Annotated in this window: 18 protein-coding genes; 5 read left to right on the top strand and 13 right to left on the bottom strand. The window is 62.3% G+C overall.

Features of this window, described 5'->3' with window-relative positions; translation table 11 throughout:
• Positions 1-248: 248 nt before the first annotated feature.
• The 3 genes from JAB4_RS02240 to JAB4_RS02230 all read right to left on the bottom strand — a co-directional run bounded on the left by JAB4_RS02240 (position 249) and on the right by JAB4_RS02230 (position 5,040).
• Positions 249-2,324 carry a M13-type metalloendopeptidase gene (locus JAB4_RS02240; RefSeq protein ID WP_070300406.1) on the bottom strand — a complete coding sequence of 692 codons (2,076 nt, stop codon included), beginning with the start codon at positions 2,322-2,324 and terminating at the stop codon, positions 249-251.
• Positions 2,325-2,566: 242 nt separating this feature from the next.
• Complete coding sequence (locus tag JAB4_RS02235) at positions 2,567-4,642, bottom strand: M13-type metalloendopeptidase (protein ID WP_070219011.1); 2,076 nt, start codon at positions 4,640-4,642, stop codon at positions 2,567-2,569.
• Between the two features lie 176 nt (positions 4,643-4,818).
• Complete coding sequence (locus tag JAB4_RS02230; protein ID WP_070219010.1) at positions 4,819-5,040, bottom strand: hypothetical protein; 222 nt, start codon at positions 5,038-5,040, stop codon at positions 4,819-4,821.
• A gap of 367 nt (positions 5,041-5,407) precedes the next feature.
• Here JAB4_RS02230 and JAB4_RS02225 point away from each other — a divergent pair, with 367 nt between their 5' ends.
• From JAB4_RS02225 to ybaL, 3 genes are all read left to right on the top strand, one after another.
• Positions 5,408-6,850 (top strand): S41 family peptidase, encoded by a 1,443-nt coding sequence (locus tag JAB4_RS02225; RefSeq protein ID WP_070219009.1) that lies wholly within the window; start codon positions 5,408-5,410, stop codon positions 6,848-6,850.
• 197 nt (positions 6,851-7,047) lie between these two features.
• Positions 7,048-8,169: a beta-ketoacyl-ACP synthase III gene (locus JAB4_RS02220; RefSeq protein WP_070219008.1), complete on the top strand. Its 1,122-nt coding sequence runs from the start codon at positions 7,048-7,050 to the stop codon at positions 8,167-8,169.
• Between the two features lie 209 nt (positions 8,170-8,378).
• The gene (gene ybaL, locus JAB4_RS02215; RefSeq protein ID WP_070219007.1) at positions 8,379-10,088 is read left to right on the top strand and encodes a YbaL family putative K(+) efflux transporter; all 1,710 of its coding nucleotides are present in this window, start codon (positions 8,379-8,381) and stop codon (positions 10,086-10,088) included.
• 80 nt (positions 10,089-10,168) lie between these two features.
• Here the strand turns inward: ybaL and JAB4_RS02210 are convergent, their stop codons facing one another.
• Positions 10,169-12,214 (bottom strand): NADPH-dependent 2,4-dienoyl-CoA reductase, encoded by a 2,046-nt coding sequence (locus JAB4_RS02210; RefSeq protein ID WP_070219006.1) that lies wholly within the window; start codon positions 12,212-12,214, stop codon positions 10,169-10,171.
• A 159-nt stretch (positions 12,215-12,373) separates the two neighbouring features.
• On the opposite strand from JAB4_RS02210, the gene JAB4_RS02205 reads away from it, so the two are divergent.
• Positions 12,374-12,955 (top strand): SRPBCC family protein, encoded by a 582-nt coding sequence (locus JAB4_RS02205; protein ID WP_227742081.1) that lies wholly within the window; start codon positions 12,374-12,376, stop codon positions 12,953-12,955.
• 1 nt (position 12,956) lies between these two features.
• On the opposite strand, the gene JAB4_RS02200 is transcribed toward JAB4_RS02205, so the two are convergent.
• The 4 genes from JAB4_RS02200 to JAB4_RS02185 all read right to left on the bottom strand — a co-directional run bounded on the left by JAB4_RS02200 (position 12,957) and on the right by JAB4_RS02185 (position 15,529).
• Positions 12,957-13,412, bottom strand: a complete 456-nt coding sequence (locus tag JAB4_RS02200) for a hypothetical protein (RefSeq protein ID WP_070219004.1) — start codon at positions 13,410-13,412, stop codon at positions 12,957-12,959.
• 42 nt (positions 13,413-13,454) lie between these two features.
• The gene (locus tag JAB4_RS02195) at positions 13,455-13,895 is read right to left on the bottom strand and encodes a DUF2721 domain-containing protein (protein ID WP_070219003.1); all 441 of its coding nucleotides are present in this window, start codon (positions 13,893-13,895) and stop codon (positions 13,455-13,457) included.
• 112 nt (positions 13,896-14,007) lie between these two features.
• A complete protein-coding gene (gene pip, locus JAB4_RS02190; RefSeq protein ID WP_070219002.1) occupies positions 14,008-14,964 on the bottom strand; it encodes a prolyl aminopeptidase in 957 nt (318 codons plus the stop codon).
• A gap of 82 nt (positions 14,965-15,046) precedes the next feature.
• The gene (locus JAB4_RS02185; protein ID WP_034783718.1) at positions 15,047-15,529 is read right to left on the bottom strand and encodes an Lrp/AsnC family transcriptional regulator; all 483 of its coding nucleotides are present in this window, start codon (positions 15,527-15,529) and stop codon (positions 15,047-15,049) included.
• A 153-nt stretch (positions 15,530-15,682) separates the two neighbouring features.
• Between JAB4_RS02185 and JAB4_RS02180 the strand changes: the two genes are divergently transcribed.
• Positions 15,683-16,303, top strand: a complete 621-nt coding sequence (locus JAB4_RS02180) for a LysE family translocator (protein ID WP_227742080.1) — start codon at positions 15,683-15,685, stop codon at positions 16,301-16,303.
• Here JAB4_RS02180 and JAB4_RS02175 read toward each other — a convergent pair.
• The 5 genes from JAB4_RS02175 to JAB4_RS02155 all read right to left on the bottom strand — a co-directional run bounded on the left by JAB4_RS02175 (position 16,240) and on the right by JAB4_RS02155 (position 21,613).
• A complete protein-coding gene (locus tag JAB4_RS02175) occupies positions 16,240-17,685 on the bottom strand; it encodes a hypothetical protein (protein WP_139143706.1) in 1,446 nt (481 codons plus the stop codon). The two genes, JAB4_RS02180 and JAB4_RS02175, sit on opposite strands and share 64 nt — an antisense overlap.
• A 118-nt stretch (positions 17,686-17,803) precedes the next feature.
• Entirely contained in the window at positions 17,804-18,544 is a 741-nt protein-coding gene (gene phbB, locus JAB4_RS02170) for an acetoacetyl-CoA reductase (protein WP_070219113.1), read from the bottom strand.
• Between the two features lie 144 nt (positions 18,545-18,688).
• Positions 18,689-19,867: an acetyl-CoA C-acetyltransferase gene (locus tag JAB4_RS02165; RefSeq protein ID WP_034783723.1), complete on the bottom strand. Its 1,179-nt coding sequence runs from the start codon at positions 19,865-19,867 to the stop codon at positions 18,689-18,691.
• 222 nt (positions 19,868-20,089) lie between these two features.
• Positions 20,090-20,548, bottom strand: a complete 459-nt coding sequence (locus JAB4_RS02160; RefSeq protein ID WP_175444777.1) for a phasin family protein — start codon at positions 20,546-20,548, stop codon at positions 20,090-20,092.
• 156 nt (positions 20,549-20,704) lie between these two features.
• Entirely contained in the window at positions 20,705-21,613 is a 909-nt protein-coding gene (locus tag JAB4_RS02155) for a LysR family transcriptional regulator (RefSeq protein WP_070218999.1), read from the bottom strand.
• Positions 21,614-21,644 lie beyond the last annotated feature (31 nt).

Here is a 21,644-nt window from a genome sequence, read left to right as displayed (position 1 = left end):
TGCGTTACATCCGGCCGTAAAAAAGCCGCCCGGCTTGCGCGGGGCGGCTGGCAACTTATGCCTTGAACTAAGTAACCCCCAATAAATTATTGTGATTTCTGACTTCTATAACCGGCGCTCTGCAAGGTGGCCGACGAGGCTTGCTCGCTGCTAGCAGTGCTCGCGCTGCGTCGCAGCGAGCGCCTTGCATAGCATCCGGTTCTATTCGTCATAAATTCACACTAATTTCCCGAGGATTACTTAGCGTCTTACCACATGATGACGCGGTCTTTCGGCGGCAGATACATCTTGTCGCCCGGTTTCACGTCGAAGGCTTGATAGAAACCTGGCTGGTTGCGCATGGTGCCGTTGGCGCGGAACTGGCCTGGCGAGTGCGGATCCGTTTTCAGCAAGACCAGTTGCTGCGCTTCACGCATCTTCATGCGCCATACCTGGGCAAAGCCCGCGTAGAAGCGCTGTTCGCCCGTGAAACCATCGATGACGGGGGCTTGCTTGCCGTTCAGCGACAATTTATACGCTTTGTAGGCAATTGCCACGCCGGAATTGTCGGCGATGTTCTCGCCCAGGGTCAGCTCGCCGTTGACGAAGTGGCCTTTCACCGGACTGAAGCTGTTGTACTGCGCCACCAGCTGCTTGGTCTTCTTGGCGAAGTTTTTATGGTCGGCCTTGGTCCACCAGTCGCGCAGATTGCCGTCGCCGTCGTACTGGGCGCCCTGGTCGTCGAAGCCGTGGCTGATTTCATGGCCGATCACGCCGCCGATGGCGCCGTAGTTGACGGCGTCGTCCGCCTTGGCGTCAAAGAACGGTGCCTGCAAAATGGCGGCCGGGAAGACGATTTCGTTCAGTTCCGGGTTGTAATAGGCGTTCACGGTCTGCGGCGTCATGCCCCACTCGTCGCGGTCGATAGGCTGGCCCAGCTTGTTCAATTCGCGGTTGTAATTGAGCAGGTGCGAACGCTGGATGTTGCCGATCAAATCATCGGGCGCCACCGTCAGGCCCGAGTAATCGCGCCATTTGTTCGGGTAGCCGATCTTGGTGGTGAACTTGGCCAGCTTGATTTGCGCCTGTTTCTTGGTGACAGGGCTCATCCAGTCGAGCTTGTCGATGCTTTGCTTGTAGGCCGTCATCAGGTTTTTCACCAGCGCTTCCATGCGCACCTTGCGCTCGGCCGGGAAATACTGCTCGACGTACAGCTGGCCCACGGCTTCGCCCAGCGCGCCTTCGACGGCGCCCACGCCGCGTTTCCAGCGCGGACGCATTTCCGTCACGCCCGTCAGGGTGGTGCCATAGAACGCGAAGTTTTCATCGACGTAGGCTTTCGGCAGGTAGCCGGCGTTGGCGTGCAGCAAGTGCCATTGGAAGTATGCTTTCCACGTTTCCAGCGGCGTCTTGTTGGCGATCTCGGCGAAACCCTTCAGGTAGCTGGGCTGGCTGACGATCACATAATTGACCTTGCCGGCGATGCCCGTATCCTTCAGGTAGCGGGTCCAGTCGTAGCCTGGCGCCACGCTGGCCAGTTTCGCCAGTTCCACCTTGTTGTAGGTCTTGACGGGATCACGGTTCTGCACATTGCTCCATTGCGCCTTGGCCAGCTCCGTTTCCAGCGCGAGGATGGCTTTCGCATTCGCGGCAGCGTTCGCGTCGCCGGCCAAACTGAGCATTTTTTCCACGTGGGCCAGGTATTTGGCGCGCGTGTCGGCCTTGCCCTCTTCCAGATAGTAATCGCGGTCAGGCAGGCCCAGGCCGCTTTGCACGATGTCGGCCACGTATTTGGTGGAATCCTTGGCATCCTGGTGGATGCCGAAATCGTACGGCGAGGTCACGCCCAGCTTGCTGAAGTGGGCGATCACGGCAGGCAACTCCGCCTTGTCCTGCAGCGCGGCGATCTTCGCCAGTTCCGCGTTCAAGGGCGTCAGGCCCAGGCTTTCCAGCTTGGCTTCGTCCATGAAGCTGTTATAGAAATCGCCGATCTTCTGGGCGTTCGAGCCGGCCGCGCGGGCCTTGTCGGCGGCAGCGCCTTCGACGATGCCGCGCAGCTGCGTTTGCGTATCGTCGGCCAGCTTGGCAAAGCTGCCCCAGCTCGACTTGTCAGCAGGAATCACGGTTTCCGCCAGCCATTTGCCGTTCAGGTGCTGGAACAAATCGTCCTGCGCGCGCACGGCAGGGTCGACGTATTCGATGGCGATGCCGGACGTCAGCGCGGCCGATGCGGCGGCCGTGGCGGGAGCGGCAGCGGCTTTCTTGGCAGAATCAGCGGCGCCAGCCATGCCGGACACGCCGGCCAGCAAACTCAAGGTCAATGCACTTAACAAATAACGATTCACGGTTGTCCTCTATATTGTATTGTGTGAAATATAAGGGTCAGAAGGCCCAAGGCTTCTGGCCCGGTTTTTGACTGTAGCATACCGGCCGAAACGACAGAAAAAACTTTGGCAAGAATACAAAAAAGACCACGCAAGTGGTCCTTTCTGTTGTGACAAGATAACGTTTACATGACGTAGGTCGGCTTAGCCCGGAGGGCGTAAGCCGACAACATGGTGAGCGCCATCGGTATGTCGGATGACACTTACCAGATGATCACGCGGTTTTCCGGGGCGACATACATCTTGTCGCCCGGTTTCACGCCAAACGCTTCATAGAAGCCAGGCTGGTTGACCATGGTGCCATTCGCGCGGTACTGGCCCGGCGAATGGGGGTCGGTCTTGATCTGCACGATCTGCTGCGCTTCGCGCATCTTGCTGCGCCACACCTGGCCAAAGCCCATGTAGAAGCGCTGGTCGCCCGTCAAGCCGTCCAGCACGGGCGCCGGCTTGCCGCCCAGCGAAATCTTGTACGCTTTATAGGCAATCGCCACGCCCGAGTTGTCGGCGATGTTTTCGCCCAGGGTCAGCGCACCGTTGACGTGGTAGCCCGGCAATGGGCTGTAGCCATCGTACTGCTTGGTCAGCGCGTCGGCCTTGGTGGCGAAGTTCTTGCGGTCGGCCGGGGTCCACCAGTCGCGCAGGTTGCCGTCGCCATCGGACTGGCTGCCCTTGTCGTCGAAGCCGTGGCTGATTTCATGGCCGATGACGGCGCCGATGGCGCCATAGTTGACGGCGTCGTCCGCGTTGGCATCAAAAAACGGCGGCTGCAGGATGGAGGCCGGGAAGACGATTTCATTCATCGTCGAGCTGTAATAGGCGTTCACCGTTTGCGGCGTCATGCCCCACTCTTCGCGGTCGATCGGTTTGCCGAGCTTGGCCACCTGGCGCGCGGAACCGAAGTTGGCGGCGCGCATCATGTTGCCCACCAGGTCGCCCTGGACGATTTGCAGCTTCGTGTAATCGCGCCATTTGTTCGGATACGCGATCTTCGGCGTGAACTTGGCCAGCTTGGCTTGCGCTTCTTTCTTGGTCTCCGGGCTCATCCAGTCCAGGGTGTCGATGCTGTCCTTGTAGGCGGCCAGCACGTTTTTCACCAGTTCCTGCATGTGCGCCTTGCGCTCCGCAGGGAAATATTGCGCGACATACAGCTTACCGACGGCTTCACCCAGCACGCCTTCGACGGCGCCCACGCCACGCTTCCAGCGCGGCTGGTTTTCCGTCACGCCGCTCAGTACCGTGCCGTAGAAGGCAAAGCTCTCGTCGACGAAGTTTTTCGACAGGTAGCTGGCATAGCTGCGCAGCAACTGCCATTCGAAGTACGCTTTCAGGGTATCCAGGTCGGTGGCGGCCAGCACCTTGTCGTAGCCGGCCAGGTAGCTCGGCTGGTTGACGATGACGTAATCGACCTTGTTGGCGATGCCCAGGGCGGCCAGGCCCGACTTCAGGTCGTAGCCCGGGGTCAGGTCGTTCAGTTTATTGATGTCGGTCTTGTTGTAGCGTTTGACGGGGTCGCGGTTCTCGACCTTGGTCCATTGCACTTCGGCCAGCGCCGTTTCCAGGGCAACGACGGCCTTGGCACGGGCGGCGGCGTTCTTGTCGCCCGCCATGGCCAGCATTTTTTCCACGTGCGCCTGGTATTTTTCCTTCACGCCCGCCTGCTTGGCTTCCAGGTAATAGTCGCGGTCGGGCATGCCCAGGCCGCTCTGGCTCACGTAAGCCGCATATTTGGTCGAGGCACGCGCATCCTGGCCCACGTAGACGGCGTACGGGGTCGACACGCCCGTCTGGCTCAGGTGGGCGATCAGGGCGGGCACGCCCTTCTTGTCGCGCAGCGAGCGGATGCGGTTCAGTTCGCCGGCCAGCGGCTTCGTGCCCAGCGCTTCGAGCTTGGCTTCATCCATGTAGCTGGCGTACAGGTCGGCAATCTTCTGCGCTTCGGAACCGGCCTTCTTGTTCTTGTCCTGTTGCGTGGACTCGATGATGCCGCGCAACTGCGGCGTCGTGTCGTCGCGCAGCTTGGCGAACGAACCCCAGCTCGATTTGTCGGCAGGAATCTCGGTCGTGGCCAGCCACTTGCCGTTCAAATGGGTGAAGAAGTCATCCTGCACGCGCACGGCGGGGTCGATGTACTGCACGTCGATGCCGGAAACGACGCCGGCGGCGGCAGGCGCGGTGCTCGGGGCTACGGTCGGCGCGGCCACGGCGGATACGGGTTCGGCGGCATGGGCAAACGCAGCCAACAGGGTCAGGGTCAGACTGCTTAAGAGATAGCGATTCACGAATTGTCCTTATGGGGCATGTCAAAAAGACCGGGCAGATAGCTGCGGGCGGATAGCCTGCCGCGCCAGGCGCTGCAGGAATGTAGCACGCGGCCATGCCATTTGACCATCCTTGCCCCGGGAACTGCCCGGGAATCGCCGCTCAGTTCGGCCAGGCTCAAGGTATATTCACACGTTTATCCATACAGATACAGCAAGTCGTCGATCAGCGCCCGCTCCTGTTGCGTGAACTGCGTGCCGTTGAACTGTCCGATATCTTCGAGCACACCCCGAATCGGCACTTGCCGTGACGGATCCTGAACGATGTCGATCAGCAGGCCGGCATCAGGATCCCGCCCCCGCAGATACTTTTCAATCAGCGCTGTGAGCGCGGCACGTGCCTGCAAATCAGTTAACATTTTTTATCCGCTGCCAAGGAAGAAGCGCCAGTCTAAATGAGCTTGAACCCGCCGACAAAAAAAAGCCTGCGTCCGCGGACGCAGGCAAAACCACTTCGGGTCGAGAATGCGAGTCCACTATAGGGCCGCCGCACACGCTTTTTTTCGACTCTTACAAATGCTTACTCCCCTCAAGACCCCCTATACATCGCATACAAAACCGCAACATATGGCAAGCTGACAGCCCCGTTTTCGCGCGTAGACTGGGCCAAGGCATGCTTTTTCCGCGGCCGGCCCACGCCGGCAGAGATTCAGGTCTATACTTTCAACAAAGCGCCGCTCCAAGGGGACTGGCGCTTGTGCAAGACACGCTAGCTGCAAAGGTGCAATGATGGGCAAACTCAAAAATACCGGCTTGATCGGCCTGGGCGTGGTGGCCGGCGTCGCCGTGTCGCTGCAATTTTCCGCCATGGCGCAAAAAACCGTCGAGCCGCCCCTGCCGCTGGAAGAGCTGCGCCAGCTGGCCGACGTGTTTGGCCTGATCAAGTCCGACTACGTCGAGCCCGTGGAAGACAAGAAACTGCTGGAAGACGCCATTGCCGGCATGGTCGCCTCGCTCGACCCCCATTCCGCCTACCTGGACAAGAAAGCCTACGCCGAACTGCGCGAAGGCTCGGAAGGCAAGTTCGTCGGCCTGGGCATCGAAATCGGCCTGAGCGAAGACGGCTACATCAGGATCGTCTCGCCCATCGAGGATTCGCCCGCCTACCGCGCCGGCATCAAGGCCGGCGATTTGATCACCCGCCTCGATGGCCAGCCCGTGAAGGGCGTCAGCCTGGACGACAACGTCAAGCGCATGCGCGGCGAACCGGGCACCAAGGTGTCGCTGACCATTGCGCGCAAGGATGAACCGCAGCCGCTGGCCTTCACCATCACGCGCGAGGAAATCCATCAGAAAAGCGTGAAGGCGAAGATGGTCGAGCCCGGCTACGCCTGGCTGCGCGTGTCGCAATTCCAGGAACCGACCGTCGACGACATGGCCGCGCAGATCACGGCGCTATACAAGCAGGACCCGAACATCAAGGGCATGGTGCTGGACCTGCGCAACGATCCGGGCGGCGTGCTGCAGGGCGCCATCGGCGTCTCGGCCGCCTTCCTGCCGAAGGACGCGGCCATCGTCTCGACCAACGGCCAGTTGCAGGACTCGAAACAGGTGTTCTACGGCCGCGCCGAATACTATACCTTCCGCTCGGAAGGCGACGCGCTGGCGAAATTGCCGGCCGCCATCAAGAAAGTACCGCTGGTGGTGCTCGTCAACACGGGGTCGGCCTCGGCCTCGGAAATCGTCGCCGGTGCCCTGCAGGATTACAAGCGCGCCACCATCATCGGCACGCAAACCTTCGGCAAGGGTTCCGTGCAAACCATCCGCCAGCTGACGGCCGACACGGCCGTCAAGCTGACGACGGCCCGCTACTACACGCCGAACGGCCGCTCGATCCAGGCCAAGGGCATCGTGCCCGACCTGCTGGTCGACGAGAATGCGGACGGCGACGGCTTGAACGGCTTGCGCATCCGCGAAGCGGACCTGACCAAGCACCTGAGCAACGACCGCGACCAAGAAAGTGCCAAGGCCGCGCCCGTCAACGACGAGATGGAAGAGCAATTGCGCATCATCGCCCTGGAAAAGACCCGCAAGCCGCTAGAATTTGGCAGCAAGGACGATTTTCAGTTGCACCAGGCGCTGAACCACCTGAAGGGCTTGCCGGTGCAGCTGGCCAAGGCCGAACCGGTGGTGGTGCAGGCCGACGTCAAGAAAGAACAGAAAAAGTAGGCAGTTTGAGGTCAGACCCGCCGGGTCTGACCCCATCACACGCAATACCCCCAGCACCCGTCCACGCGACAAAAATCAATCTTCCGCCACACTTCCCCCTCCCCCGCAACACGAAACTCTCTACAGTCGAGCCCGTTTGTGTAAAATTTGCTTCACTTATCGGCGCCGCGCCGATTGCCAAATTTGAAAGTTTAACCATGAAACAAGTCGTCATCAGCGGTACCGGACTGTATACGCCGCCCTTTTCGATCTCCAACGAAGAGCTGGTCACCTGCTTCAATGCCTACGCGGAAAAGTTCAATGCCGACAACGCCGGCGCGATCGCTGCGGGCGAGGTGACGGCGCTGGAGCTGTCGAGCGTGGCCTTCATCGAAAAGGCCTCCGGCATCAAGTCGCGCTTCGTGATGGAAAAGGAAGGCATCCTCGACCCGGCCCGCATGGTCTCGCGCATTGCGGAACGGGGCGATGACGAACTGTCCTTGCAGGCGGAAATGGCCGTCGCCGCCGCCAAAGACGCCCTGGCGCGCGCCGGCCGCACGCCGGCCGACATCGACATGGTGCTGGTAGCGTGCAGCAACATGCAGCGCGCCTACCCGGCCATGGCCGTGGAAGTGCAGGATGCGCTCGGCATCGACGGTTATGGTTTTGACATGAACGTGGCGTGTTCGTCCGCCACCTTCGGCATCCAGCAAGCCGTGGCCGCCGTGCAAAGCGGCCAGGCGCGCGCCGTGCTGGTCGTCAATCCCGAGATCACCAGCGGCCACCTGAACTGGCGCGACCGCGACAGCCATTTCATTTTCGGCGACGCCTGCACCGCCATCATCGTCGAAGCGAAGGACACGGCCGTCTCGCAGCACCAGTTCGAGATCATCGGCACGGAACTGAAAACGCGCTTCTCTAACGCCATCCGCAACAATTTCGGCTTCCTCAACCGTTTTGACGAGTCCGGCGTGGGCAAGGCCGACAAATTGTTCCGCCAGCAAGGGCGCAAGGTCTTCAAGGAAGTGTGCCCGATGGCGGCCGAGATGATCAAGGCGACCCTGGCCAAGGCCGGCGTGGAAGTGGCGCAAGTTTCCCGCTACTGGCTGCACCAGGCTAACCTGAACATGAACCTGCTGATCGCCCGCCTGATCCTGGGCCGCGACGCGGAAGCAAATGAAGCGCCCGTGATCCTCGACACCTACGCGAATACCTCGTCGGCCGGTTCCATCATCGCCTTCCATAAATATCAGGATGACATGGCGGCAGGCAGCACCGGCGTCATCTGCTCGTTCGGCGCCGGCTATTCCATCGGCTGCGTGGTCGTGCGCAAGCTCTGAGCCCATGGGTGTAACATCGCCTGATTCCTGAATTAGGCGATGTTCGTGACGGATAGGCATGCGTTCGCGGCCACCTGGACGAAGATATAGCACAGGTTTTTTGCGATAAAGCCGCAGGAACATTCCGGCAAGGGCTTTGATGCGTTTATACTTGGTCGCTGAGCAACATCTTTTTCTACCCGCACGTCCCCATAAGGAACCCCACACGCATGCCCCATGACATCAGCCTGATCACCACCATCGCCGCCGCCCTCGGGTTCGGCCTCATCTTCGGCTTCATCGCCGCGCGCCTGAAACTGCCGGCACTGGTCGGCTATCTGGCCGCCGGCATCATCATCGGACCGGCCACGCCCGGTTTTGTGGCGGATGCGGAAATAGCGGGACAATTGGCGGAAATCGGGGTGATGCTGATGATGTTCGGTGTCGGCCTGCACTTTTCCATCGAAGATTTGTGGGACGTGCGCAAGATCGCGCTGCCTGGCGCCATCCTGCAGATCGGCGTCGCCACGGCGATGGGCATGGGCCTGGCCCACTGGTGGGGCTGGACCCTCGGTGGCGGGCTGATCTTTGGCCTGGCCCTGTCCGTGGCCAGTACCGTGGTGCTGCTGCGCGCGCTGGAAGAACGGGGCATCCTCGATTCGCTCAATGGCCGCATCGCCGTCGGCTGGCTGGTGGTGGAAGATCTGGTCACCGTCTTGGTCCTCGTGCTGCTGCCGGCGTTCGCCAGTGTGCTCGGCGGCAAGGCCGCGCCCGATGCCGAAGCCGTCAGCCTGTGGCAAACCCTGGCCGTGACCCTGGGTCAAGTGGCCGGCTTCATCATCTTCATGCTGGTCGTGGGCCGCAAGCTGTTCCCGTGGATACTGTGGCAAGTGGCGCGCACCGGTTCGCGCGAACTGTTTACCCTGTGCGTGATCGCCGCCGCCGTCGGCATTGCCTACGCCTCGACCAAGCTGTTCGGCGTGTCGTTCGCGCTGGGCGCCTTCTTCGCCGGCATGGTGCTGCGCGAGTCCGAACTCAGTCACCGCGCTGCGGAAGAGTCCTTGCCCTTGCGCGACGCGTTCGCCGTGCTGTTCTTCGTGTCCGTCGGCATGCTGTTCGAGCCGACCATCCTCATCGACAAGCCCCTGCAAGTGCTGGCCGTGTGCGCCATCATTATCTTCGGCAAGTCGATCGCCGCCTTCTTGCTCGTGATGGCGCTGCGCTATCCGCCGAAAACGGCCATCATCGTCTCGGCCAGCCTGGCGCAGATCGGCGAATTCTCGTTCATCCTGGCCGCCCTGGGCCTGTCCCTGGGCCTGATGCCGCAGGAAGGGCAAAGCCTGATCCTGGCCGGCGCCATCCTGTCGATCGCCCTCAACCCGCTCGTCTTCAGCATGGCCAAGCCGCTGCTGCGCGTGATCGGCAACAGCGATTTCGCGCGCAAGTTCGAACGCACCACGGACCCGCTGGCCGAGCTGCCGATGACGGTGCCGCAGGAAAAACTGTCGGGCCAGATCGTGCTGGTCGGCTATGGCCGCGTGGGCCGGCGCATCGCCGCCGCTCTGATGGAGCGGGGCATCCACTTTGTCGTGGCAGAGGAAAACCGCGAAATCGTCGACCAGCTGCGCAAGCAGGGCATCCCGGCCGTGGCCGGCAATGCGGGCGAACCGGCCGTGCTGATCCAGGCGCACATCACGCACGCCACCATGCTCGTCATCGCCACGCCGGACACCTTCCACGTGCGCGCCATGATCGAGACGGCGCGCGCGCTGAACCCGCACATCCTGACGGTGGTGCGCACGCACAGCGAGGAAGAGGCGGAATTGCTGCGCGCGGAAAACGCGGGCAAGGTATTCATCGGCGAGCACGAACTGGCCAATGGCATGGCCGAGCACGTGCTGCAGAGTTTTGAGACGGCCAGCAAGGGGCATGGCCATTAAGGCTCTTTGATGCCGAATCTGTGACCCATGCAAATGCCGGGGTCGGACCCTGAGGGTCCGACCCCGGTTTTTTTTCAGGGTTACAAAAGTGCCGCCAGCTCCGCCCCTTCCCGTATCGCCCGCTTGGCGTCGAGTTCCGCCGCCAGCGCGGCGCCGCCGATTTTATGAAAACGGGGGCCGCCCGCGAGCAGCGGCTTGCCATCCTTGTCCGTTTCCGGCATGAGTTCCGTCAAACTGTCCTGGCCCGCGCAGATGATGACGTTGTCCACCGCCAGCAGGCGCTGCTCGCCGCCCACGGTGATGTGCAAGCCCTGGTCGTCGATCTTGTCGTAAGTCACGCCGGCCAGCATGGCCACGCCGTTGCGCGCCAGCGCCGCGCGGTGCACCCAGCCCGAGGTCTTGCCCAGCCCCGCGCCCACTTTCGACGTCTTGCGCTGCAACAGGAAGATCTGCCGCACGGGATGGGGCGCTGTGGGCGGCACCAGGCCGCCGCCCGTCGCCGCATTCAAGTCCACGCCCCACTCGCCCGCCCAGGTCGATACGGGCTGCGGCAGCGGGTGCGCCGGGTCGTGCAGCAGATACTCTCCCACGTCGAAACCGATGCCGCCCGCGCCGATGATGGCCACGCGTGCGCCCACGGGCTTCTTGGCTTGCAGCACATCCAGATACGACAGCACTGTCGGATGGTCGATGCCGGGAATGGCCGGCAGGCGCACCTTGATGCCGGTGGCGATGATGACGTCGTCATAGCCGCCGGCCAGCAATTGCTCGCGCGTGACGCGCTGGCCCAGGCGCAGCTTGATAGTCGACAAGGCGATGCGGCGGGCAAAATAGCGGATGGTTTCCGTAAATTCTTCCTTGCCCGGTATCTGCATGGCCACCTTGAACTGGCCACCGACGCTGTCGCTGCTGTCGAACAGGGTCACCTCGTGCCCGCATTCGGCCGCCACGCAGGCGGCGGACAAGCCGGCCGGTCCGGCGCCGACGACGGCCACGCGGCGCGGCACGGCCTTTTTCGCGTACACGAGTTCCGTTTCATGGCAGGCGCGCGGGTTGACCAGGCAACTGGCGCGCTTGTTGGCGAAGGTGTGGTCGAGGCAGGCCTGGTTGCAGCCGATGCAGGTGTTGATCTCGTCCGCGCGGCCCGCGGCCGCCTTGGCGACAAAATCAGGGTCGGCCAGGAAAGGGCGCGCCATCGACACCAGGTCGCAGTCGCCCCGCTCCAGGATGGCATTGGCCTCGTGCGGCATGTTGATGCGGTTCGACGCCACCACGGGAATCGTGACCTCGCGGCGCAGCCGGCCCGCCACGGAAGCAAATGCAGCGCGTGGCACGGAGGTGACGATGGTGGGGACTCTTGCCTCATGCCAGCCGAAGCCTGTATTGAGAATGGTCACGCCCGCCTGTTCCAGCGCCTTGGCGACCGTCACCACGTCGTCCCAGGTATTGCCGCCCTCGACCAGGTCGAGCAGGGAATGGCGGTACATGATGATGAAGTTGGGGCCGACGGCGGCCCGGATGCGGCGCACGATCTCCACGGGCAGGCGCATGCGGTTCTCGATCGTGCCGCCCCAGCGGTCCTGGCGCAGATTCGTGCGCGCGCACAGGAACTGGTTCAATAAATAGCCCTCGCTGCCCATCACTTCGATGCCGTCGTAGCCCGCCTTTTGCGCCAGGCGCGCGCAGCGCACGTAGTCGCAGATGGTGCGCTCGATGCCCCGTTCCGTGAGGGGACGGGGGCGGAACGGCGAGATCGGCGATTTCTTGGCCGATGCCGAGACGACGAACGGTTGATAACCATAGCGGCCCGCGTGCAGGATCTGCATGACGATCTTGCCGCCCTCCTCGTGCACGGCGCGCGTGACCTTGCGGTGGTTGGGCACGTCGCCAAGGAAATTCAAGGTGCCGCCGAACGGCAGCAGCCAGCCTTGCCGGTTCGGCGAGATGCCGCCCGTAACGATCAGGCCCACGCCGCCGCGTGCCCGTTCGCGGTAAAACGCGGCGAGCTTGCCATAATGATAAAAACGGTCTTCCAGGCCCGTGTGCATGGACCCCATGATGACGCGGTTGCGCAAGGTGGTAAAACCCAGGTCGAGCGGGGCCAGCAGATGGGGGTAGGCAGTCATGGTGATCGGTCCGGTAAGGTGGTTGCAGGCCGTACGGTAGCAAGCATTGCCGCTCGCCGCAGCGACTTTCTCTAGACCGGGAGTTCTAAATCGCCCGGCGCGCCCGACGGCGGTGCGTACAGCTTGTGCCGGGCGGTACTTTCCCGTAGGCTAGGTGGCATGAAGCGACTATTCCTCTGCCTGTTGATGCTGTGCGCCGTCCCCGCTACCGCGCTGGCACAGGCGATACGCCTGGACAAGCTGAAGGTCGAGGTCAAGCGCATCGAGGTTGACGGGCAGCGCATGTATGAAGTCGATGCCAGCGGCAGCGTGCAGGCGCCTCCGGCCTCCGTGTGGAAGACCCTGACCACTTACGAGCGCATGAGCGAATTCGTGCCCGACCTCAGTTCCTGCCGCGTGCTGTCGCGCAACGGCAATGAAGTCATCATCGAGCAGCAGGGCATGGCGCGCTTCCTGTTCATGAACCACCCCATCCACCTGGTGGTGCGGGCCACGGAAACGCCGTTGACGGCCATCGACATCGCCCTGATCTCGGGCGACATGCGGCATTACGAATCGCGCTGGAATCTGTATCCCGTGCCCGAGACGGGCGGCACGCGCATCGTCTTTTCCAGCCGGCTGATGCCGGGCTTCTATGTGCCCGGCATGCTGGGCACGACCATGATACGTGGCGATATCGAACGCATGATGGCGGCCGTACTCACCCGCATCGACAGCCAGTACGCGGAAAAGGCAGGTTAAATCAAGCCAGATAGGTATCGCGGTCGCGGATTTCCGCGAAGTTTTCCAGGCTGCCCAGTTTTACGGTGACGGGGTTGAGGCTCGCTTGCGGCTGCATCGAGCGCCAGGCGAACAGCCATTCCTGTTCGGGCGCTTCGGCGCGCGTCTTGGTGAAGGCGGCGCCCAGGGCCGCGCGCTGGCCGTATTCGACCAGGCCATCGATGCCGGCCCAGCTGGGCAAGGTGCGCTGCACGGCGCGGTGCAGGCGTTCGCCGAATTCTTCCGTATTGTGGATGATCAAACAAGCGTCGGCCGGGGTGAACAGGTCGAACAGTTGCTTGTCCCACACTTGCGAAAAACTCAGGGTCAAACAATTGCCCGCTGGCATCAAGCGGAACTGGCCCAGGCTCAGCGCCAGCTCGAGTTCGCTGCGCTGGCCGTAGCGGTGCAGGGTGGGGGGACGTTTGTAATCGTGCATGCTGGACTCGTTCTTCAATAGTAGGGTAAACCGGCGCGCCGCCTAGCGGGGCGGGCGGATATGGCGCCGGATGCGCTGGGCCCTGGCAGCCAGGTAAATTTCGCGCAGTAAATAAATAAAACAGCCGATCAGGCAAATCACGGCCAGCACAAAGAAGGCCGCGATGTATTTGTCCAGGGTCAGGTTCAGAATATCGCCCAAAAACAGCATGGCGATGATGACGCAGACGAAGAAACCGCACGCCGTGCTCAGCGAAATCGAATAATTAATCAGATGGGTACGCCGATACAGGGTATCTAGCTCATCCATATAGAAATCGTTGTAGCCGATGTCGAGCCGGTCTTCCAGCACGCGCGTGCGGTCGATGATGCGGCCCAGGCGGTTGGTCAGTACCACCAGCATGGTGCCGATACCGGTCAACAGGAAAACCGGCGCAATCGCCAGCTGGATGATATGGCCGATGTCGCCGATCTGTATGTTCATGGATAAAAAGTCGTGGGTTCACACCGGCGCCCGACCCTGGCGCCAGCACAGGCCATAGTGTAGCAGGTGGCGCACGCCGGCTGGCCGCTTTGCCAACCGGCGTGTTGCAAGGTCATGCGAAGCCGCGCCCCGGCACAAAGCGCTCGGTGGCGCGCACCAGCGCCGAAGCGATGCCGTGCTCGAGCGCGCCATGGCCCGCGTCGGGAATCATTTCCAACTGGGAACCAGGCCAGGCTTGCTGCAGGCGGTAGGCCGACAGCGGCGGGCAGATGGCGTCGTAGCGTCCCTGCACGATGACGGCCGGCAAATGCGCGATGCGTCCCATGTTGCGGATCAGCTGGTCTTCTTCGAAGAAACCGAGATTGGCCATGTAATGCGATTCGAGCCGGCCCACGCCCAGATCCAGCGCATCGTTCGGCGCGTCTTCCGGCTGCGGCATCAGATACACGCGGCGGCCTTCGAAGCGGCTCCAGGCGCGCGCGGCCGGCCAGTACACGGCCGGGTCGCTGCTGAGGATGCGTTGCACGTAAGCCGCCAGCAAGTCGCCCCGCTCCTCGAGCGGAATCGGGGCGGCGAATTCCTCGTACAGTTCCGGATAAAACCAGCGCACGCCTTCGATGAACCAGTCGATTTCCGCCTGCGTGCACAGGAAAATACCGCGCAGCACGAAACCGAGACAGGCCGCCGGATGCGCCTGGCCATATGCCAGCGCCAGGGTCGAACCCCAGGAGCCGCCAAACACCAGCCATTGGGCGATGCCGAACTGGGCGCGCAGGCGTTCGATGTCCTCGATCAGCAGCTGCGTCGTGTTGTTGCGCCATTCGCCCAGCGGCGTGGACTTGCCGGCGCCGCGCTGGTCGAACAGGATCACGCGGTAGCGCTGCGGGTCAAAAAAGCGGCGGTGCTGCGGCGACAGGCCCGCGCCCGGGCCGCCATGCAGGAACAGCACGGGAATGCCGTCGGGGTTGCCGCACTCTTCCCAATAAATGGTATGGATGTCATCGACCGCCAGCATGCCGTGCCGGTTCGGCGTCAGGGCGGGAAACAGGGGTGACAATGAATCGGGCATGGCGAGCGGTCCTTGGAATGGCGGTCAGGGCGCCAGGCATGAGGCCTGGCAACTGTTCCAATTATAGTGCGCCGCCGCCGGCTCAGGCCAGCAGCAAGGGCAGGCGGTTCGACGACTTGATTTCGCGCATCGACAGGCTGGACTGGATTTCCGCCACGCCAGGCAGCCGGCGCAGCACGGTCGAGACGAATTCGCCATACGCTTCCAGGTCGCGCGCCACCACTTGCAGGAAATAATCGGCTTCGCCCGCCACATTGTGGCACGACAGAATTTCGGGAATCGTCGCGATGGCTTGCTCGAACTGCGACGGCTGCTCGCCGCCATGGTTGGCAAACACGACGCGTACGAACGCCACCAGGCCGATGCCCAGCTTCTTGCGGTTGAGCAAAGCCTGGTAGCCGGTAATAAACCCTTCCTCTTCCAGGCGGCGCAGACGGCGCCAGACGGGGGTTTCGCTCAGCTTCAAGCGCTCGGCCAGGCGCGCATTCGACAGCCGTCCTTCATCCTGCAACAGCCTGAGTATCTGCAAATCGGTGGCGTCGAGGCTAACTTCTGGAATTTTCATCTAATTTTTGTTTTGATACGAGTGGAATCTACCCGAATACTAGGGCATGCAGGGCAGGAAAAGCAAGCACATTTCATCGCGTCAAGAACATAATGGGGCCCGGCGAGCAGGCTGCAGCGTGCGCATGCTCCCGCTTTTCTTTTCGACTGAGCCATGTCCGATTCTACCTTCCTGATGTACCTGCTGGCACTGGCCGGCGCCTTTTTATTGCCGGGCCCCGACATGGCGCTGGTGCTGGCGACGGGCGCCGCGCGCGGCGTGGCCACGGCGCTGGTGACGGCACTGGGTATCGCCGGCGCGCGCGCCGTGCACGTGGCGCTGTCGGGCGCGGGCCTGGCGGCGCTGATGGTCACGCATCCGCAAGCCTTGCAGTGGGTCAAATGGGCGGGCGCCGCGTATCTGCTGTACCTGGCGCTGCGCCTGCTGCAATCGGCCCTGTCGAAAACCGCCACGCCCGAGGCGCAGGCGCCCGCCACGGCGCACAGCGCCCATGCCAGCTTCGTGCGCGGCTTCCTGACGAATCTGCTCAATCCGAAGGCACTGCTGTTTTGCAGCATGTTCCTGCCGCAATTCGTCATGGGCAGCGACAGCGTGGGCCTGCAATACCTGCGCCTGGGCGCCATCCTGGTGCTGGTGGGATTACTGTTCGATGCCATGTACGCCGTGCTGGCCGCGCGCCTGGCGCGCCGCCTGCGCGGCAAACCTTCGCCTTACGGCAAGTTCGTACTGCCCACCGTCTTCGTCTTGCTGGCCGGGCGGCTGGTGCTGGGCTGAACTGTCGGCGGCAGCGGCGCCCCGCCGGCAAAGAAGGCGGGGTAATCGTTCAGCAGGCTGCGCTCGAGGTCGTTGACCTTGCGAAATTGCCGCAGGGCCGGCGCCATCGCCCGGCCCGCATCCCAGCTGCGCCATGCATTCGGCGCATCGAACTGCGCCAGCAAGGCGTCGCCCAGGTCCTGGTACACGGCCGCCATCTGCGGTTTTGCCTGCAGCACTTGCAGATACAAGGCCGTCGCTTGCGGCCATTGCCCCAGCTTGGCGCGCAAATTCCCCTCGAACAAGGCCAGCACGGGCTGCGCCATCCCCGTTTGCGTCCTTAACTCTTGCACGGTGGCCAGCGCGGCTGCGATGCCTTCATGGTCCTTGGCAAGCAATCCCCGCGTCAAATCGTGGATGGGCTGGCATTCCTGCATGGCCTGCTGCTGCCGGGGCGTGAGCTTTTCCACCAGTTCGCCTGTGGAAAAATGGTCTTCCAGCATGGTCAAGAAAGCCTCGAAAGGCTGGTCTGCGGCAAACAGCTTTTCCGCTTCGGCCCGCAGCGCAGGGTGTGCCTGAGGCGCCTGGGGTCCCGGCGGCGGTAACAGCGCCGCCTGCGCCAGCACGCGCTCGAGCGGGGGCGCATCGGCCGCCAGCGGACGGGGCCGGTAGGCGGACAAGGTATAGGTGGCCGGTGCGCCCGCCGTCACGGCGCTGATGCGGAACTGCCGCGTCACCGCGCCGCCCACCTCCTGGTAATGCAAGGTGAAGTCGGCGGGCATGCGCTTGCCGTCGGCCAGCATCTTCAGCACCAGCGGATGACCGCCCCAGGTGTAGCGCAGGTACTGGGCAAACGTCGTCGCGTCGTCGCCGCTGACGGGACTGCCCGCGATCCCCAGGCGCAGCAGGGGCTGCCCGTCAAGCGACCACAGCACGGCGCCGTCGAGCACTTGCGGCTGCAGAGCGCCGCGCCGCCTTGCCGCCGGCACGGACAGCGATTGCTCCTCGTACACGGGCGGCGTGACGTGGCCCTGCTGGCCACCCGCCTGGAGCGCGCCAGCCACGACTTGGCGGTGCGCGATCTCGATATGGCGGAAGCCCACCACGTCGAACAGCGAATACGTGTCGTAGGTGGACGCCGCCGTATCGATGACGTGGCGGCGGCGCGTGGCAAAGTCGAAGACGGACAGAATGCGGCCATCGCGTACGCTCAGGTAATGCGGTCCCAGCACGACATCGCTGTCCTGCGTCTCGCGCGCGGGCAGGCTGGTTTTCAACCCCGGCTTGTGCGCGCGCTCGGTAGTCACCGTGACGTGGAAGGCGACGCTGGCCTGGGCCGCGCTGGCGCCCAGGAAAAGGATGGCGGCCACGCTGGCGCGGCGCAAGGCGGGAACAAGGGTCATGGAGATGATGCAGTGGAGAAATACTGATTCTAAGGCAAATCCGGCGATCTCCTTGTTTTGCTGGCAAGCATAAAAAAAGACAGCCGCAGCTGTCTTTTCTGTTTTACTTCAACAACGATTACGACATGTGCTGGCCGCCGTTGATCGAAATATTCGCGCCCGTGACGAACGCCGCTTCATCGGAAGCCAGGTAGGCGACCAGGCCGGCCACTTCTTCCGGCTTGCCCAGGCGCGCCATCGGAATTTGCGGGATGATTTTGCTGTCGAGCACTTCCTGCGGAATCGCCATGACCATCTTGGTGCCGATGTAGCCTGGCGAAATGGTGTTGACGGTGACGTTCTTGCGCGCCACTTCCAGCGCCAGCGACTTGGTGAAGCCATGCATGCCCGCTTTCGCGGCCGCATAGTTGGTCTGGCCGAAAGCGCCCTTCTGGCCGTTCACGGACGAGATATTGATGATGCGGCCCCAGCCGCGTTCCACCATGCCGTCGCAGACGGGCTTGGTCATGTTGAAGACGGAATCGAGGTTGGTGCTCATCACGGCATCCCAGTTCGTCTTGTCCATCTTCTTGAACGTCATGTCGCGCGTGATGCCGGCGTTATTCACCAGCACATCGACAGGACCGATTTCCGCTTCCACTGCCGCCACGCAGGCAGCGGCCGAATCGTAGTCGGCCACGTCGCACGGATATGCCTTGAAGTCGTAGCCCATGTCCTTGGTCGTCGCCAGCCATTCCTCGACCTTCGGATTGCCTGGGGAATATGTGGTCACCACGCGATAGCCGAGCGCCGCCAGCTTAAAACACACCGCTTCGCCCAGACCACCCATGCCACCAGTTACCAATGCAACTCTTGCCATTTTCATCCCCTCAGTGTCGTTCTATTGCCAAAAAGTTAATTATTTAGTGAAAGCAACCCAGTTCCGCCGAGAATTACAGCGGCGTACCGCCGCGAACCCCGCCGTCACGCACTGCGCGCGACGGCGGGATTCGGTGCCAGCTACTTAATCGCGCTCGATCGCTAAAGCGACACCCATGCCGCCACCGATGCACAGCGCTGCCAGGCCTTTCTTGGCGTCGCGGCGTATCATTTCGTGGATCAGGGTGACCAGGATGCGCGCGCCCGAGGCGCCGATCGGGTGGCCGATGGCGATCGCGCCGCCGTTCACGTTGATCTTGCTGGTATCCCAGCCCATTTCCTTGTTCACGGCAATCGCTTGCGCGGCAAACGCTTCGTTGATTTCCATCAGGTCCAGCTCTTCATGCGTCCAGCCGGCTTTTTTCAGGCACAGACGCGAGGCAGAGACGGGGCCCATGCCCATGACGGCCGGGTCCAGGCCCGACGAGGCATAAGCCTTGATGCGCGCCAGCGGCTTCAAGCCCAGTTCCTTCGCTTGCGAAGCGGACATCATGATCACGGCGGCGGCGCCGTCGTTCAGGCCCGAGGCATTGCCGGCCGTGACGGTGCCGTCCTTGGCGAACGCAGGGCGCAGGCCGGCCAGCGATTCCAGGGTCGAGCCGGGCTTGATGTATTCGTCGCTGTCGAAGACGACCGTGCCTTTTTTGTTGGCGATTTCCAGCGGCAGGATTTCATCCTTGAACTTGCCCGCCTTTTGCGCCGCTTCCGCCTTCAGCTGCGACTGCAGCGCGAATTCATCCTGCTCGGCGCGCGTCACTTCGTATTTCTTGGCGACGTTTTCCGCCGTGATGCCCATGTGGTACTGGTTGTACACGTCCCACAGGCCATCGACGATCATGGTGTCGATCATCTTGAAGTCGCCCATGCGGAAACCGTCGCGCGAACCGTTCATCGCGTGCGGCGAGGCGCTCATGTTTTCCTGGCCGCCGGCGATGATGATGTTGGCGTCGCCGCACTTGATCGCTTGCGCCGCCAGGTGCGTGGCCTTCAGGCCGCTGCCGCAGACCTTGTTGATGGTGAATGCCGGGATGGAACTGGGCAAGCCAGCCTTGATGACGGCCTGGCGCGCGGCGTTCTGGCCGACGGCGGCCGTCAGCACCTGGCCCAGGATCGCTTCGCCGATCAGGTTCGGGTCGATGCCGGTTTGTGCCAGCAAGCCCTTGATTACATGCGCGCCCAGTTCGGACGCAGGAATCTTGGCCAGACTGCCACCGAATTTGCCGACTGCGGTACGGCCGGCGGCCACGATTACGACATCATCCATTTATTTCTCCGATATGCTGGCCACGAGGGCCAAGGTCAAGGTGCTAATAGAATCCAATTGGAATCCAGTGAATCCGGGAAGACACAGCAAGCTGCGTTTCATTCTAGCGCGGCATGCGCCGCAGTTCCAGCGCCGCACCGCTGGCGGCGGCGATGACAGCCTGCTTGCGGTGGCGGCGGGCAACCTGGCGCGGCGGATAGCCGCTGCCGGGCCGCAAAACGCTTAGGCCTGGCGAGCAGGACGCGTGTTTTTATTTTTATCATACCCTTCATCGGCACCGCCGAAAGTGGTTTTTAGAAAATTATTGAAGGGAATAATCAGGGGTACGGGTGTTTGCTTTACCACCTGCAACAGCTCGCCAAATTTTTGACGCGATGCAGCAAACTCACCCTTTGTCACAGTCTCAAATTTCTCCTGGGTTTCTTGAGCAACATCCTTTGCCTGGCGGCCATATGCACCGATGCGTTCGATGGCCAGTTGCGACTGGGTGCGCGACAGTTGCAGCAGCGCTTGCGTATCCTTCACGGACAGCAGCTGATTGCCCGCCACCGTAGCGGCAGCCAGTGCCGCGCGGGCCGCATCGAGCTGTAACTCCAGCACGTTGGCGCCGCTGTCGACGGCGGCCTGGGCATACGCTTGCGCGCTGATCAATTGCGCTTCCACCACGGCCTTGCCAGCCAATGCCCATTGTTCGGAAAATGAAAACATGTCGTTCCTCCCCAAAGAGTAGGCAGCGCCATGTTGCGCCGCACAGTGCTCAACTGTAAGCGGTGGTTCATTGCTGAACCTTGATATTTATCAAGCTTTGCTGTTGGTTTGTTTCCACCTCAACGTTGATCAAGACAACAACTTGATACCATCGAGCGTAGCCGCGCACTGCTCGCGTATCACGCTGACGAAATCGCGCACATAGGCCTTGTCCTGCAACGGCTCCGGCACGGACACGTACAAATCGCTCCACAAGCCATGCTCGCCCACCGGGCGCGCCACCACATAATCGTAATCGACGTAATTCTTGATTGCCCAGTTCGGCAAGGCGGCGATGCCGCGCCGGCTCGCCACCAGTTGCAGCACGGCCACCGTCAATTCGGCCGTGCGGCGTTCAAACTGGATGCCGGCCGGCTTCAGCACTTCACGGATCAGGTCGATGCGCTCTTCCGGCACGGGATAGGTAATCAAAGTCTCGCCCGTAAAGTCGCTCGCCGCAAGGCGGCGCTGCGCCTGCAACCGGTGCTTCTGCGCCATCACCACCAGCATTTCAAAGCGGAACAGGGGAAACACGGTGAAATCGGGGCCGTACGGCGAGCCGATCACGAGGTCCGCCTCGCCCGAACGCAGCAAGTCGGCCGGCTCGCTATGAAAACCCGACACCAGGTCGATCTCCACTTCCGGCCAGCGCTGGCGGAACGCATCCATCACGGGCATGAGCCAGTCGAAACAGGTATGGCATTCGAGCGCCACGCGCAGCTGCCCCTTGTCGCCCTGCGACAAACGCGCCACGTCGCGCTCGGCCAGTTCGATCTCGGGCAACAGCTTGTCGGCCAGCTCCAGCAGCCGGCTGCCCGTGGCCGTGAAGGCGATCGGCATCGACTTGCGCTCGAACAGGGGCGCCTTGTAGCGCTCTTCCAGCAACCGGATCTGGTGCGACAGGGCCGACTGGGTCAGGTTGAGCAGCTGCGCGGCGCGCACCAGGCTGCCGGAGGAACGCAGGGCACTCAGGGTGCGCAGGTGGCGAATTTCTAGCATCGGGGAAATGACGTCTGTACGTGAATGATTT

Source organism: Janthinobacterium sp. HH102, from assembly GCF_001758625.2.
In the GTDB taxonomy this organism is placed as follows: domain Bacteria; phylum Pseudomonadota; class Gammaproteobacteria; order Burkholderiales; family Burkholderiaceae_D; genus Janthinobacterium.
This window is presented reverse-complemented; position numbering and strand designations above follow the sequence as displayed.